Raw genomic sequence first — 16,971 nt, forward strand, 5'->3', positions numbered from 1 at the left:
AATGTGTTCGGTGTGCGGGGCGATCGGGGAGAAACAACCGCTGCACGTCCGCGAGTGGACGTGCACGTGTGGAACGGCCCACGACCGCGATCTCAACGCGGCCATCAACATACTCGCGGCCGGACGGGCCGAGAGTTCAACGCCTGTGGAGCTGGTGTCAGTCTCGACTCCGGTCGAGCGACCGGCGGTGAAGCAGGAACCCGCCGGGAGCGCGGCCTAGCCGCAGCAGACCGGAATCTCCCGCCCTCAGGCGGGAAAGGACGTCAATCTGCCTGCCGTGCGAACGATCAAGGCTGGCGTAATCGCCGCGGCGCTCGCCGCGGCACCATGACCGCGACGGGTACGGCGGGAGCCGACGAACCCGCGCCCGGGGGCGGCGACGAGACGATATCCGTCGACATCACCCTGCTCGGCTGCTCCATCGGCGCCGGTCTGGGTACGGATCTGGCGCTGGCCCTCGCCGCCGGGCAGGGTTCCAGCGCGACGGTCGACTCCGGCCTGGTGGCGCGGCTGCGCGCCGCGGGATGTCTGCCCTGGCGGTGATCGACTAGCGGGGCCGGGCGTCGAGCGCCGCGGCGATGCGGCGGAGAGCGGCATCTGTGGTCATCCGCCAGTGCGTGGTGGACACCGGGTGGTTGTGGATCATCCCGGTGACCGCCGCCCGCCACGTCGCCGCGCCGCTGGTTCCGGTCGGATCGTCGAGTGCGGCGGTGAAGTAGACGACATCACCGGTGAAGGGGCGCGCACGGTAGGCCGCGACCAGGGCCGCGGAGTCGAACGCGGCGGTGACGACGCGTTCGATGCGGTCGGTGCCGAAGGAGCCGAACGGTTCCGGGAGCGTGCGCATGAGCTCGGCCAGTCGGGCCGGGTCCGGATCGTCGCCCGGCTCCAGGTCGGTGGCGCGCTCGCCCAACAGCCCGCCGAGCAGATCCGCCACGGTGACGGACGTCCTTGCGGCACTGAGTGTTTCAGTGCCGGGTGTTTCAGTGCCGGGTGTGTCGGCGTGGGACGGTTCGCCGGGTGTTTCGGCCGACGTGTGGTGCAGGTGGCTGTCCATGACCGCGAGCAGCGCGACCCGCTCGCCCTCGTCCTGGAGCTGGACCGCCATGGCGTGGGCGAGTACACCGCCGAGCGACCAGCCCAGCAGATGATAGGGCCCGTCGGGCTGTACGGCGCGCAGATGTTTGACGTACAGCCGCGCCCAATCCTCGATCGAATCGGGTAGGGGCGCGGTAGAGCTGAGTGCGGGTGATTGCAGACCGTAGATCGGTCGGTCGGTGTGGGCCGCCAGCCCCGCGAAGGACCAGGCGACACCGCCGATGGGATGGACGCAGAACAGCGGTTCACGGGCGGGGTCGCCACCGTGCAGCGGCAGCAGGATATCGAAGGCGGCCTCGGTACCGGCACTGTCGGAGCCCCGGTTGCGCAACTGTGCGACGATGCCGGACGGGGTGGGCGTGGTGAACATCCACAGCACCGGAACCGCCTCGGCCACGGCGGTACTCAGCCGGGCCACCAGGTCGGTGGCGAGCAGAGAGTTGCCGCCGAGCTCGAAGAAGTTGTCGTCCAGGCCGATGCGATCGCGGCCCAGCACATCGGCGAAGGTCTCGCAGACCGTGGTCTCCAGGGCCGTCACCGGGGCGCGGTAGGTGCGGGACGCGAATTCCGGTGCGGGCAGCGCGTTTCGGTCGAGTTTGCCGACCGAGGTCAGCGGCAGCCGGTCGAGCACCACGACGGCGGCGGGCACCATATGCGCGGGCAGCGCCGCGGCGGCCCAGGCGAGCAGCCGCGCCGAATCCGTCGCGCCGTCCCGGACTCCGACCACATACGACACCAGAACCGTTGCCCCGGCCGGGGTTTCCCGACCCACGGTGACCGCGGCGTCGACCTCCGGATGCGCGGTCAGCACGGCATCGATCTCGCCGAGTTCGATGCGGAAGCCGTTGATCTTGACCTGGAAGTCGGTGCGGCCCCGATGGTCGAGTTCACCGGCCGCGGTCCACGCCACCACATCGCCGGTGCGGTACATGCGCGCACCCGGTCGGAACGGATCGGCGACGAAGCGCTCGGCCGTCAGCCGCGCCCGGTCGACATAGCCGCGCGCCAGCTGCGCCCCGGCCAGATACAGCTCGCCGGGGACACCGACCGGCACCGGGCGCAGCCGTGCGTCCAGCACGTACACCCGACTGTTCCATACCGGTGCGCCGATCGGAACCGACGCGGTATCGGCCGCGGTGACGCGATGGCTGGTGATCGACACCGCCGTCTCGGTGGGGCCGTAGAGGTTGGCCAGGGTCGCACGCGGTGCGGCGGCGGCGCAGCGGTGTGCGAGTGCGGCGGGCAGCGTCTCGCCGATGGCCAGAATGCGGCGCAGGGAGTCGGGTAGCCGCCCGGTCAGCAGCGCCTCCAGCGTGGACGGCACCGCATGCAGGGTGGTGACGCCCTCGCGGACCATGAGGGCGGTGAGGTGGGCCGGGTCGCGGTGCCCGTCCGGCGCGGCGAGCACCAGACGGCCACCACAGGCGGCGGCGGCCCAGAACTCCCACACCGACAGGTCGAAGGTCGCCGCCGTCTTCACCAGCACCGAGTCTGCCGCGGACATCCCGAATTCCGCTGTCTTCCAGCGCAACTGGTTGACAATCGCGCCGTGGGTCACCACCACGCCCTTGGGGCGGCCGGTGGAACCCGAGGTGAAGACGACATAGGCCGCATGGCCGGGTCGCACGGGCGCGCGCCGCTCGGCGGCCGTGATCGGGTCCGCGCTCGCCGTATCGCCGTCGAGCGTGTCCACGGTGACCACCGGTGCGGCGGCGGTGGCGAAACCGGTTGCGGCATCGGTCAGCACGCACACCGGTGCCGCCGTGGTCAGGATGTAGTCGGTGCGGGTGGCGGGTTGATCGGGATCCACCGGCACGTACGCGCCACCGGCGCGGCTGACCGCGTACATCGCGACCACCAGTCGCACGGAGCGCCGCAGGGCCAGCGCGACCCGTGATTCCGGTCCGACGCCGAGCGAGATCAGGTGTCGCGCCAGCCGGTTCACCCGGGCGTCGAGATCGCGGTAGGTCCAGCGCTCACCGTCGGCGGCCACCACGGCGACCGCGTCGGGGGTGGCCGCGACCGTGGCGTCGAGCAGCGACACCAGCGTCTCGGTCGCATCCGTCGGATGCGCGGTGTCGTCGCACACCGAGCGCATGCGCGCCCGTTCCGCGGGCAGCAGCACATCGATGGCGTCGAGCCGCACGCGCGGATCGGCCACCACCGCGTCGAGCACCCGCAGGAAGCGGTCCGCGAATCCCCGCGCGGTCGACTCGTCGAACAGATCCGTGGCATAGGTGAGTGCGCCGCCGATGCCCGCGGGGGCACCGTGCGCGTCGTAGGCGTCGGCCAGGATCAGGTGCAGATCGAATTGGGACAGCTGCCGATCGGCCGACAGTGCGGTCACCCGCAGGCCGGGCAGCTCCATCGCCACCGGGGCCAGATTCTGGAAGGACAGGCCCACCTGGAACAGCGGATGCCGGGCGGTGGACCGGGCCGGATTCAGCACTTCGACCAGCCGCTCGAACGGCACATCGGCGTGTGCGAACGCTTGGATGTCGGTGTCGCGCTGCCGATCCAGCAGTTCGGTGAAATCCAGATCCGCCTCCACCCGGGTGCGGAAGACCAGGGTGTTGACGAACATGCCGATGAGATCGTCCAGTTCGGTCGCACCGCGCCCGGCGATAGGGGTGCCGACGGCGATGTCGTCGCTGCCCGACAGCCGGGACAGCAGCAGCGCGAACGCGGTATGCACCACCATGAACAGTGTCGCGCCCCGCGTGCGCCCCAGCTCCACCAGCGCCGCATGGGTGCTCGCGTCGATACCGAGCTCGACCCGCCCACCGGCGTACGACCGCACCGCCGGGCGCGGACGGTCCGCGGGCAGGTCCAGCTGGTCCGGCAATCCGGCGAGTGCGTCGCGCCAGTAGGCGATCTGCCGGGCCGCCGGTGAGTTCGGATCCGCTTCGCTGCCGAGCAGGTCGCGCTGCCACAGCGCGTAATCGGCGTACTGCACGGGCAGCGGGCTCCACTCCGGCGCCCGGCCCGCGGCGCGAGCCGCGTAGGCCGCCACCAGATCTCGGGTGAGCGGCCCGCCCGAGTAGCCGTCACCGCTGATGTGGTTGACGACCAGGGCCAGCACGAATTCGTCGGCGTCCACCCGCCACAGCGCCGCCCGCAGCGGCACCCGCGCTGTCACGTCGAATTCGGTCGCCGCTAGGGCGGCGACCGCCGACACGACCTCGGCGGCGGGCAGCGTGTCCACCTCGAGCCGAGGTACGCCGCCGTCCTCGGGCGGCAGCACGACCTGCACCGGACCATCGTCGTGGTGCGGGTAGACGGTGCGCAGAATCTCGTGGCGCAGCACCAGATCGGTGAACGCCCGTCGCATGGCCTCGATATCCACCGCGCCGCTGATACGCAGCGCGACCGGGATGTTGTAGGCGGCGGATTCGGCGTCGAACCGGTTGAGGAACCACATCCGCCGCTGCGCGGGAGACAGCGGAATCCGTTCCGGCCGTGGACCCGCCACCAGTGCGGGACGTGCCGGAGCGCCGCCGATGGTCGCCAGTTCGGACGCCAGGCCCGCGACGGTCGGCGCGGTGAACACCAGCCGCACCGGCACCGGCGCACCGGCCGCCGCGCCGAGCCGGGCGCTGACCCGGGTGGCGAGCAGCGAGTTGCCGCCCAGCGCGAAGAAGTCGTCGTCCGCGCCGACCTGCTCGAGCCCGAGCACCCCGGCGAACACCGCCGCGACGGTCCACTCGGGCACGGTCGCGGGCGCTCGGTACGCGCGCGGGCGGAAACTCGGTTCGGGCAACGCCTTTCGGTCGAGCTTGCCGACGGCGGTCAGGGGAAGCGCATCCAGCGCGACAATGGCCGCGGGCACCATGTACGACGGCAGGCGATCCGCCGCCCAGCGGGTCAGCTCCGCCGTATCGACGGCGTGGCCCACCACATAGGACACCAGGGACGCCGCGCCGTCGCCCTGCTCGCGTCCGATGGTCGCCGCGGCGCGCACCTCCGGATGCGCGGTGAGCACCGCGTCGATCTCGCCGAGTTCGATGCGGTATCCGCGAACCTTGACCTGGAAGTCGGTGCGGCCCACGTATTCCAGCGTGCCGCCGACCGCTCCGGCGGCCGGAACGCCGACCCAGCGCACCAGATCGCCGGTGCGGTACATGCGCTCGCCCGGCACACCCCAGGGGTGCGCGACGAATCGCTCGGCGGTGGTGGCGCGGCGGTTGTGATAGCCGCGCGCCAGGCCCGGACCGGCCAGATACAGTTCGCCCACCACACCCGGTGGCACCGGCCGCAGCCGGTCGTCGAGCACCGCGGCCCAGCCGCCGGGTATCGGGCGGCCGATCGACACCGGTTCGCCCGCCCGCAGCGTGGTGTAGGTCGCGCCGATGGTGGCCTCGGTGGGGCCGTAGCCGTTGAGGAAGCGCCGCCCCGGCTGCCAGCGGGCCAGCAGGTCCGGGGTGGTGGCCTCGCCGCCCGCGGACACCACCGCGAGGTCGTCGAGCCCGGTCGGGTCGACGGTGTCGAGCAGGGCGGGCGTGATGATGGTGTGCGTCACCCGCTCGGCGCGCAGCAACTCGTGCAGTTCGGCGCCGCCGACCGTATCCGCCGGGGCGAGCACCAGGGTGGCGCCGCTGTAGCAGGCGGTGGCGATCTCCTCGAGCGATTGGTCGAAGCAGGGCGAACAGACGTGCAGCATGCGGGAATCGGGGTCGAGCCGCAGCAGTTCGGCGGAGTGGCCGACGAGTGCGCCGAGTCCGGCGTGGGTGACGGTGACGCCCTTGGGGCGGCCCGTCGATCCGGAGGTGTAGATCACGTACGCCGCGTGGGACGGACGCAGCGGCGCACGGCGATCCGCGTCGGTCACCGCCGCCGGGGACCGATCCGCGCACACGGCGGGATCGTCGAGCGTCAGCCAGTCTGCGGTGTCGGGCAGTGCGGGCAGCTGGTCGGTGAGCGTGATCCCCAGGGCGGCTTCGGAATCGGTCAGCATGAGCCGGATGCGCTCCACCGGATGGGTGGGGTCCAGTGGCAGATACGCGCCACCGGCCTTGGCGACCGCCCAGATGGCCGCCACCATGCGGTAGGAGCGCCGCAATGCCAGCGCCACCACGGTGTCCGGCCCCACGCCGCGCTCGATCAGCACCCGCGCCAGCCGGGAGGAGTAGTCGTCTAGCTCGCCGTAGGTGTACGAGCGACCGTCCGCGCGTACGGCGACGCGATCTCGGCCGAATTCGGTTCCCCGAGTGAGCAGATCGGGCAGCGCGCCCACGACGGACGGCACCCCGCCGCCCATGCGGGTGAGGCGCTCGTACTCGTCGTCGACGAGCAGGGGCAGATCCGCCACCCGGGTGTCGGGTCGCTCGGCGACCGCCGCGAGCATCCGGACCACCCGCCGGGCGAAGACTGTCGCGCCGTCGGTGTCTAAGACCCGGGCGGCGAATGCCAGCTCACCCTGGCCGTCGGACGACATGCTCAGCGCCACATCGGCATGCGGGTCCGGTGGACGCTGGAATGACAGCGCCACCCGGAACAGCGGCTGCCGGGCGGCGATCAGCGCGGCGACCTCGTCGAGCCCGATATCGGCGTGCTCGAACGCCGCCACCGCGTCGCGGTGCGCCCGGGGAAGCAGGTCTCGGAAGGGGGTGGCGTTGTCCACCCGCGTCCGCAGTACCAGTTCGGCGCGGTCGCCGCCCGGCCGCGGGGTGCCCAGCGCGATATCGTCGACACCCGCCAGCCGCCCGATCGCCGCCGCCACGGCCGTGCGTACCACCGTGGTCCAGGCCACCCCGGTGCAGTCCGCGAGCCGGTGCAGTCCCTCCCGAACCGGGGCGGGGACCGAGAAGGTCACGCGCCCACGAAAATTCGTGCCAGCGGCCCGGTGCACCGGCAGTTCCGGTCGCTCGGGCAGTCCGGCCAGCGCGGTACGCCAGTAGCGGGAGCGCGAGATCGTGTCGCCGGATTCGCGATCGAGTTCCCGGGCGAAGGCGGCGGCCGTGCGGTCCGGGTCCGCGAGCAGCCCGGTCAGCACCCGGTGCAGCCGGTCGGCGACGGCCCGCGCCGTCTCGTCGGCGACCAGGTCGCGCCGGTACTTCACCCGCATCAGCGTGCGCTGTTCCAGGAAGACCAGCACCGTGATCGGATAGTGCGTGAAGTCCTCGGCCTCGATGTCCTCGATCCGCAGCCCGTCGATGGCCGCACCGGCCCGCCGCAGCCCCGCCACATCCACCGGGTAGGACTCGAAAACCAGCATGGTGTCGAACAATTCACCGCGTCCGACCGCACGCTGAATGGCGCCGAGCCCCAGGTGGTGATGGTCCAGCAGGGCGGCCTGCTCGGCCTGCACACCGTCCATCAGCGACCGCGCGGTGGTCACCGCGTCGAAGCGGACGCGCACCGGAATGGCGTCCACGAACAGGCCGATCATCTCACCGATGCCGTCGAGCTGCGCGGGCCGGCCGGAGACGGTGGCCCCGAAGAGTACGTCCTCGCGACCGGTGCTGCCCGCGATGGTCAGCCCCCACGCCGTCTGGAGCACCGTATTGGCGGTCACCTCGGCCGCGGCGGCGTAGGCGGTGAGCGCGGCGGTCTGCTCGTTCGACAGCTCGACATCACAGCGCCCGAAACCGGTTCCGGTCGCGGCGGGCCAGGTCAGCTCGGGGGCGAGCAGGGTGGGGGTGGCGGCGGTCAGCGCCTCGGACCAGGCGCGCGCTGCGGCCGGGCGATCCTGCTGGGCGAGCCAGCGCAGATAGTCGCGATACGGCCGGACCGGTGGCAGCGCCGCGGTGTCGCCGCCGGTCGCGTACAGCACCAGCAGCTCCCGCATGAGCAGTGGCATGGACCAGCCGTCGAGCAGGATGTGATGGCCGGTGAGCACGAGGTGGCGCGTCCCGGAATCGGTGGCGTACACCGTGAATCGCAGCAGCGGCGCGAGCGCGGGGTCGAAACCGCGGCGCTGCTCGGCGGCGATCAGCTCCGGCAGTTCGGTCTCGGTGACGCCCTCGACGACCCGCAGCGGTACCTCCAGGTCGTCCACCACCACCTGGACCGGGGTGCCGTCCGCGGCGGCGACGAAGGCGGAACGCAGATTCGCGTGCCGGTCCAGCATGGCGCGCGCGGCGCGGCGCAGCCGGGGAGTGTCGAGGTCTCCGGTGAGGCGCACGGCGAGCTGGATGATGTAGGCGTCGACAGAGCCGTCGAGCAATTCCATGAGCACCCGCAGCGAATCCTGCAGCGGCGCCAGCGGCAGCACGTCCGACAGGCCCGGATGGTCGGCGTGCCAACGGTCCAGCTCGGCCTGGGACACCCGTACCAGCGGCACATCGGACGGGGTGAGCCCGCCGGCCGCGGGATCGCGCACATGATCGGCCAACGTGGTGAGCGCGGCCACGAAGTCGGCGGCCAGCTCGGTCACCGCGGCTTCGTCGAGAATGCCGCTCGCATAGCCGAATCCGAGTTCCAGCCGGGGGCCGTCGGGTGTCTCGGCGGTGATCGCGTTGATATCGACGACGGTGCCGAGCGCCAGGGCGGGGTCGTGGTCGACCTCGATGTCGCCAAGGGCGGCGGTCGGCATCCAGTCGTGCGCGACGGCGTCGGCGGATACGCCCGTGCGGCCGAGATAGTTGAAGCCGAGCTGGCCGATATCCCCGCTGAGCCGGTCGGCGGCGGTGGGTTCGAGGTGACGCAGCAGGCCGAAGCCGATCCCCTTGTCCGGCACCGCGAGCAGCTGTTCCTTGACGGATTTGACCACCGCTCCCGGATCGGTGTCCGGCAGCCCGGTCAGGTCGATCGCCACCGGATGCACGCTGGTGAACCAGCCCAGGGTGCGGTTCAGGTCCGCGCCGGGCACCACGGTTTCCTCGCGCCCGTGGCCCTCCAACCGGATTCGGGTCACCGGGACCGCGATGCCACGCCGGGACCGCCAGGCGCGCACCGCCATGGCCAGCGCCGCCAGCAGCCCGTCATTGACGCCGCCGCGATAGCGGGCGGGCAGGGTGGTGAGGACCGCCTCGGTGATCTCCGCCGGTACCGGCACCGTGACCGACCGCAGCGTGGCCTGCGTGTCGACGGTGGGATCGAGTGCCCGCGCGCCCAGCGGCGGGTCCGGGGTGGCCAGCACCCGTAGCCAGTAGTCGATATCGCCGACGCGGTCGCGGGCCGCGTCCACCAGCCCGTGCGCCCAGCGACGGAAGGACGTACCGGTCGGCGGCAGCGCGATCGGTCGCCCGGCCGCGTACTGCGTCCATGCCGTGGCCAGGTCGGGAATGAGGATGCGCCACGACACGCCGTCGATCACATAGTGGTGCGCGGCGATGACGAGCACGTCGGCGGCGTCGGGGCGGCGCAGCCACACCCAGGCGAGCATCCGGCCGGTGGCGGGGGACAGCGCCGCCAGGGCGGAATCGACCGCGGCACCGCCGATCCGGGCTAGTTCCGCGCGTTCGACGTCCGCGGGCACCGCCGTGTCCGTGATCAGCGTTTCGGCGTCGACAGCGGGGCGCGGCAGCGTCTCGAACCGCCAGCGGTCCGCGTCCCGCCACACCCGGGAGCGCAGGATCTCGTGTCGGTCCAGCACCGCACCCAGCGTGGCGACCAGTCCGGTTCGGTCGATGCCCTCCGGCAGCGCCAGCACCACGGTCTGCGCGAATCGGTCGGCGGAACCGGCGGCCAGGAATTCCGCGAGTACCGGGGTCAGCGGGATCTCACCCACGCCCCCGCCGGGTAGCTCCGCCAGTGCCGGTGGCGCCGCATCGCATCCCACGCTCGCCACCCGGGCCAGGGCGGCCACGGTGCGCTGTTCGAACACGTCCCGGGCGGTGAAGACGATGCCCGCCGCCTTGGCCCGCGACACCAGCTGGATGGACATGATGCTGTCGCCGCCGACGGCGAAGAAGGACTCGTCCACGCCGACCGACGCGACGCCGAGCACCTGGGCGAACAATTCGGCCAGCCGGGTCTCGACCGGCCCCCGGGGCGCGCGCGTCACCGCCGTCGCGAACACCGGTTCCGGCAGGGCGCGGTGATCGAGTTTGCCGTGGGCGGTCAGCGGCACCTCGTCGATCACCAGCACCGCGGCGGGCACCATATGCGCGGGCAGCACAGCCGCGGCATGGGTGGTGAGGGCGGCGGTGTCGACCGTGCGGCCCGGTGCCGCGCGGACATACGACACCAGTGCGGTGGCTCCCGACGGCAGTGTCCGGCCCAGGGTGACCGCGAAGTCGATATCGGCGTGCGCGGTCAGCACCGCGTCGATCTCACCGAGTTCCACCCGGAAGCCGCGCACCTTGACCTGGTTGTCGGTGCGGCCGACGTAGTCGAGCTGCCAGCACACCGCGGGATCGGCGACATTCCCGGCGCGTTCGTGCGGCGCGGCGTACCAGCGCACCACGTCACCGGTGCGGTACATGCGCGCGCCCGGTTCACCCCACGGATCGGCGAGGAAGCGGGCGGCGGTCGCCCCGGGCCGGTTGCGATAGCCACGGGCCAGGCCGCCGCCCGCCAGATACAGCTCACCCGCGACGCCCGGCGGAACGGGCCGCAGGCGGGCGTCGAGCACCAGCGCGGACATGCCGCGCACCGGCTCGCCGATCGTAATGCGCTGTCCCGGTTCCAGTTCCGCGTAGGAGGAGATGATGGTGGTCTCGGTCGGGCCGTAACCGTTCAGATAGCGCCGCCCCGGCTGCCAGCGGGCCAGCAGCTCGGGGGTCGTCACATCGCCGCCCACCGACAGCACCGCCAGCGCGTCCAGTCCGGTCGGATCGACGGTGCCCAGGACGGCGGGGGTGATGATGGCGTGGGTGACCGCCTCGGTGCGCAGCAGCTCGGCCAGCTCGGTGCCGCCGATGATCTCCGGCGGCGTGATGACCAGCGTCGCGCCCACCGACAGCGCGCACAGCCACTCCAGGACCGACGGATCGAAACTCGGTGAGCAGATGTGCAGGAAGCGGTGGTGCGGCTCCAGCTCGTAGCGCCGCACCGCCTCGTCGAGCAGACCGCCCAGACCCGTATGGGTGACGGTGACGCCCTTGGGTAGGCCCGTCGAACCCGAGGTGTAGATGACGTAGGCGGGATTGTGCATGCGCAGTGACGCACGGCGCTCGGCGTCGGAGACCGCGTCGCCGGACCGCGCCGCGCGGTCCCGCTCGATGTCCGGATCGTCGAGCAGCAGCCAGGGGATGTCACCGGGCAGCCGGTCGGCGTACTCGGTGGTGGTGATGCCCAGTGCCGCACCGGAATCGGTCACCATGTGCCGCATGCGCTCGACCGGATGGGCCGGGTCGACCGGGACGTGCGCGCCACCGGCCTTGGCGACGGCCAGCACGGTGAGCACCATCTCGGTGGAGCGCGGCAGCGCCACGGCGACCACCTGCTCCGGGCCGACGCCCCGGTCGATCAGCAGGCGCGCCAATCGCGAACTGGCGGAGTCGAGTTCGCCGTAATCGAGGGAGCGGCCCCGGTAACGCACCGCCACCCGGTCCGCGCCCAGCGCCAGCCCGCGGCTGAGCAGGTCCGGCAGCAGACCGGTGGCCATGACGGCGTCGGGGGCCACCGCGGTCAGCAGGGCCAGTTCGTCGGCCGCCAGCAGCGGCAGATCGCCGACCGGTCGCGACGGCTCCCGGAGGGCGGCGCGGAGCAGGCGTCGGAAGCGCCGCGCGAACACCTCGACGGTAGGCCGGTCGAACAGCTCCGGCGCATAACCGAATTCGACGGTGCGGCCGTGCTCGGGCAGCCGCAGCGTCAACTCGCAGGAGCGGTCGGGGAGCGCGGGCCCGGCGGACACCATGGTCCGCACGGGGCCGTCGAAGGGCAGGTCCGCGTGCGCGAAGGCCTGTCGGGCACTGTCGTCGGCGTGGGCGACGAGCCGTTCGAAACCGTCGCCACCGGGCACGGCGGTCCGCAGCATCACGATATCGGCCGAAGTCGCGGCGGTCGGAGCGCCGATGGCGATATCGGTAGCGCCCGACAGCCGGGCGAGTAGCACCGCGAAGGCGGCGTGCGCGACGGTGAACACGGTGGTGCCCCGGGATCGCGCGAAATCCGGGAGCAGCCGCCGTATTTCGGCGTCGAGGTCGATCTCGAGCCGTGCGACGGTGGTGGTGCCCGCGGCGGTGCGCGGCCGATCCACCGGCAGATTCAACTCCTCGGGCAGCTCGGCGAGCGCCGCCCGCCAATAGCGGACGTGGGCGATCATGTCGCCACCGGCGTCGAGCCGCGCCGCCAGCTCTGCGGGCGTGCGCTCGGGTGCCGCCACGAATTCCCCGACCAGTGACCGCAATCGGTCCGCCAGCGCCTGCGCGCACGCGGCCGTGACGGTATCGCGGCGGTACTGCACCGCGATGCGCACCCGCGCTCCCACCTCGACCTCGACGGCCACCGGATAGTGCGTGAAGTTCACCGCCCGGAGGCCGTCGATCTCCAGGCCGTCGATGGTGCCGTACGCCTGCCGCAGTCCGTCCGCGTCCGCCGGGTAGGACTCGAAGGCCAGCAGCGAGTCGAACAGCTCGCCCGCACCCGCGGTGCGCTGAATCTCGGTGAGGCCCATGTGATGCGCGTCGAGCAGTGCGGCCTGTTCGTGCTGGAGTCTGGTCAGCAGGTGCAGTACCGGTTCGTCGGCGTCGACGCGCACCCGCACCGGAATGGTGTTCGCGAACAGGCCGACCATATCGTCGACGCCGTCGAGCTGGGGCGGCCGTCCGGAGACCACCGCGCCGAAGACCACGTCGTCGCGTCCCACACAGCTCGCCAGCACCAGCCCCCAGGCCGCCTGCACCACCGTGTTGACGGTGACCTCGGCGGCCGCGGCCGCGTCGAGCAGTGCGGCGGTCTCGGTCTCGGTCAGGTCGGCGGCGCACACCCCGTGTCCGGCATCCGGTTCCGTGGGTCCGGTGAGAACCGTGCTCACCCGGGTCGGCGACACGCCTTCCAGCGCGGTGCGCCACGCCTGGGTGGCGGCGTCCCGATCGCGGTGCGCCAGCCACGCGAGATAGTCGCGATACGGGCGTACCGGCGGCAGCACCGTCGAATCACCGTGCGCCGCATAGGAAAGCAGTAGCTCCTTCATGAGCAGCGGCATGGACCAGCCGTCCAGCAGCAGATGGTGCGCGGTCAACACCAGATGGGTGCGCCCGGAATCGGTGCGGTACACCGTGAACCGCAGCAGCGGGGGAACCGTGAGATCGAATCCGCGCCGTTGCTCGGCGGACAGCAGCGCCGCCGGATCGGTGTCGGGTCCGTCGAGCACGCTCCACGGCACCGCCACGCCCTCGGCCACCAGTTGCACCGGGGTGCCGTCGGCGGTGGTGACGAAGGCGGTGCGCAGCACCGCGTGCCGGTCGAGCATGCCCTGCGCGGCCCGCCGCAGCCGCTCCAGATCGACCGCGCCGGACAGTTCCATGGCCCACTGGAGCAGATACGGATCGGCCTGGGCCTCCGACACCTGGGTGAGGAACAGCAGCCCGAGCTGGAGCGGGGACAGCGGCAGCACGTCCGCCAGCCCCGGATAGGACGTCTGCCAGTGCTCGAGCTCGCCCTGGCGGACCCGCACCAGCGGGACGTCGGACGGGGTCAGGCCACCGGCCGTCGGATCGTGCGCGTGATCGGCGAGGACGGTCAGCGCCGCCACCCAGTCCGCGGCCAGCTCGCGCACGGCCGCCTCGTCGAGGATCTCGGCGGCGTAGGCGAACGACGCGGACAGCCGCGCACCGTTCTCACCCTCGGCCACCACCGCGTTGACATCCACCACCGCGGGTGCGGGCATGGTCGGATCCTGGTGCGCGCGCGGCTCACCCCAGTCGGCGGTGGGCAGCCAACCGCCGTCGGCCAGGGCATCGGGGATATCGCCCGCCGAGACGCGGCCGAGATAGTTGAAGCCGATCTGCCCCAGGTCACCGGCGAGTCGGGTCCCGGCGTCCGGGTGCAGATACCGCAGGATGCCGAAGCCGATGCCGTGGTCGGGTACCGCGATGAGCTGTTCCTTCACCGCCTTCAGCAGCGCGGCGGTCGCGGCCCCACCCTGCCAGGCGGCCTCGGTGTCGATGCCGGACAGATCCAGCGCCACCGGATACATGCTCGTGAACCAGCCGACGGTGCGCGTCAGGTCGGCGCCGGGCACCACCTGCTCCTCGCGGCCGTGTCCCTCGAGTCGGATACGCGTTGCCGCGCTGTCGATTCCACGCCGGGCCCGCCACGTGCGCACCGCCAGCGCCAGCGCCGCCAGCAGGCCGTCGTCGACGCCGCCCCGATAGCGGGTGCGTAGGTCGGTCAGCACCGCGTGGGTGACGGCGGGCGGCAGTTCGACACTGAACTGCCGGACGGTCGCCGCGGTGTCGACGCGCGGGTCCAGCGGCCGGGTGCCGAGCGGGGGATCGGCGATCGCCAGGGTCCGCAGCCAGTGCTCGAGTTCGTCGGCGCGGGTGGCCGCGACCTCGGACAGGCCGTGCGCCCAACGCCGGAAGGAGGTGCCGACCGCGGGCAGAGCGATCGGCCCGCCCGCCGTGTGCTGCGCCCAGGCGGTGACCAGGTCCGAGATCAGGATGCGCCACGAAACACCGTCGATCACATAGTGATTGGCGGCGAGCACGAGTGCGTCGGGGCCGTCCGGGCGGGACAGCCAGACGCAGGCGATCATCCGACCGGTGGCCGGGTCGAGGTTGTCGAGCGCGGAGTCCAGTGCGGCACCGGCGATCTCGCCCAACTCGTCGACCGTGCGGTCGGCGGGGGCGTCCACGCGGATGAGCAGCTCACCCGCGGCCATCGCACCGGGCGGCAGGGCGCGCAGTTCCCAGCGGCCGTCCATGCGCCGCACCCGGGCACGCAACATGTCGTGGTGGTCCAGGACCGCGGTCAGCACGGCGACCAGTCCGGCCCGGTCCACCCGCTCGGGCAGGGCGAGCACCAGTTGCTGGGTGAACCGTCCGTACGAGCGGCCGTCGGCCAGATGCGCCGCGAGCACCGGGGTCAGCGGCATGTCGCCGACTCCGCCGCCGGGCAGTTCCGCGAGTGTCGGCACCTTGTCCGCGCCCTCCACCGCGACCCGCGCCAACGCGGCGACAGTGCGGTGTTCGAACACATCGCGCGGCGTGAAGACGATTCCGGCCGTGCGCGCCCGCGAGACCAGCTGGATCGAGAGGATGCTGTCACCGCCCACGGCGAAGAACGAGTCCTCCGCGCCGACCCGCACCCCGAGCACCTGGGTGAACAGTTCGGCGATGCGGGTTTCCAGCGGTCCCACCGGATCTCGCGACACCGTCGTCTCGAAGACCGGCTCCGGCAGCGCCCGCCGGTCCAGTTTCCCGTTGGGTGTCAGTGGAATCGAGTCGAGCGCGATGACGGCCGACGGCACCATATGGCCCGGCAGCGAAGCCCCCGCGAAGGCGGCGAGCTCGCCCGTGTCCACGGCGACGCCGTCGCGCGGCAGCACATACGACACCAGCACCGTCGCCCCGGACGGGGCGCGGGTGCCCAGCGTGGTCGCGAAGTCGATATCGGGGTGCGCGGTGAGAACGGCGTCGATCTCGCCCAGTTCGACCCGGAAACCGCGGATCTTCACCTGGAAATCCGAGCGGCCCACGTATTCGAGCGCGCCGTCCGCGCGGCGGCGCACCAGATCTCCGGTGCGGTACATCCGTGCGCCCGCCCCGGCGAACGGTCCGGCCATGAACCGCTCGGCCGTCAGCCCCGGCCGTCCGAGATACCCCTGCGCCAGTGCGGGGCCGGACAGGTAGAGCTCACCGACCACATCGTCGGGTACCGGCCGCAGCCGCGAATCCAGCACCGCCGCACCGATACCCGGGAGCGCCGTGCCGATGGTGACGGGCTCGTCCGCGATGAGCGCCTCGCTGCTGGTCGCGAGCACCGTCGCCTCGGTGGGGCCGTAGCCGTTGCAGAACGACCGCCCGGCCGCCCACCGGCGCACCAGGGTCGGTCCGAACGCGTCACCGGCCACCACCACGACCCGCAGCTCGTCCAGTCCGGCCGGATCGACCGTCTCCAGCGCCGCCGGGGTGATGAGCATATGGGTCACCCGCGCGCTCCGCAGCAGCCGGGCGAGATCGTCGCCGCCGAAGGCGGTCGGGGGCGCGATCACCAGGGTCGCGCCGGTGCTGAACGCGAGCAGCAATTCCAGTACGGAGACATCGAAATTCGGGGAGCAGACGTGCAGCACCCGGGAGTGGGCGTCCACACGATAGCGTTCGCGCGCGGCCGCCACCAGCGGCGCGAGACCGGTGTGGGTCACCACGACGCCCTTCGGGCGACCGGTGGAGCCCGAGGTGTAGATGACATAGGCCGGATGCCGTTCGGACAGGGTGCGCACCCGGTCCACATAGGACACCGGATGTGCGGGCTGCCGTGCGATCCGCTCCCGCTGCGCCGGATCATCCAGTTCGAGCCAGTCGATCGCGGTATCGAGTCCGGTCGGCAGCGTCCCGGTCACCCCGAGCACCGCACCCGAGTCCGCCACGATGAACGCGGCGCGCTCCGGCGGCAGCGTCGGATCGACCGGCACGTACGCGGCACCGGTCTTGGCGACGGCCCAGACCGCCAGTACCGATTCGACCGAGCGGGTGAACCCGATGGCAACCACGTCGCCCGGCCCGACGCCCCGGGCGATCAGCTCCCGTGCCAGCCGCGACGACGACGCGTCCAGCTCCAGATAGCTGATCTCCCGCCGGGCGCCGACCTCCCCGGTCGGGTCATAGCTGATGGCAATGGAATCCGACGCGCTCTCGATCGCGCTGGTGAGCAGCTGTACGAACAGCGGGCTGCTGGACCGGCGGCGGCTGCGTTCTCGAACGGTGCGACGAACCCTGTCCATTCGAGTACTGCAATCCTCTCGCGTCGAGCCCGTGGTGTGTAGATACCGACGGACCCGGCCGTGAGTGACCGGGAAGACATCGATTCTGGGGGCATTCG

General features: G+C 72.0%; 3 protein-coding genes. 2 read left to right on the forward strand and 1 reads right to left on the reverse strand.

What is annotated here, in order from left to right:
- Position 1 precedes the first annotated feature (1 nt).
- A complete protein-coding gene (locus ON31_RS38205; protein WP_039817420.1) occupies positions 2 to 220 on the forward strand; it encodes a zinc ribbon domain-containing protein in 219 nt (72 codons plus the stop codon).
- A gap of 107 nt (positions 221 to 327) precedes the next feature.
- Entirely contained in the window at positions 328 to 543 is a 216-nt protein-coding gene (locus ON31_RS26070; RefSeq protein ID WP_228807818.1) for a hypothetical protein, read from the forward strand.
- Between the two features lie 4 nt (positions 544 to 547).
- Here the strand turns inward: ON31_RS26070 and ON31_RS26075 are convergent, their stop codons facing one another.
- Positions 548 to 16,873, reverse strand: coding sequence for a non-ribosomal peptide synthetase (locus ON31_RS26075; protein WP_039817421.1), 16,326 nt, complete (start codon positions 16,871 to 16,873; stop codon positions 548 to 550).
- Positions 16,874 to 16,971: the final 98 nt, after the last annotated feature.

The sequence above is a fragment of the Nocardia otitidiscaviarum NBRC 14405 genome, from assembly GCF_000308635.1.
In the GTDB taxonomy this organism is placed as follows: domain Bacteria; phylum Actinomycetota; class Actinomycetes; order Mycobacteriales; family Mycobacteriaceae; genus Nocardia; species Nocardia otitidiscaviarum.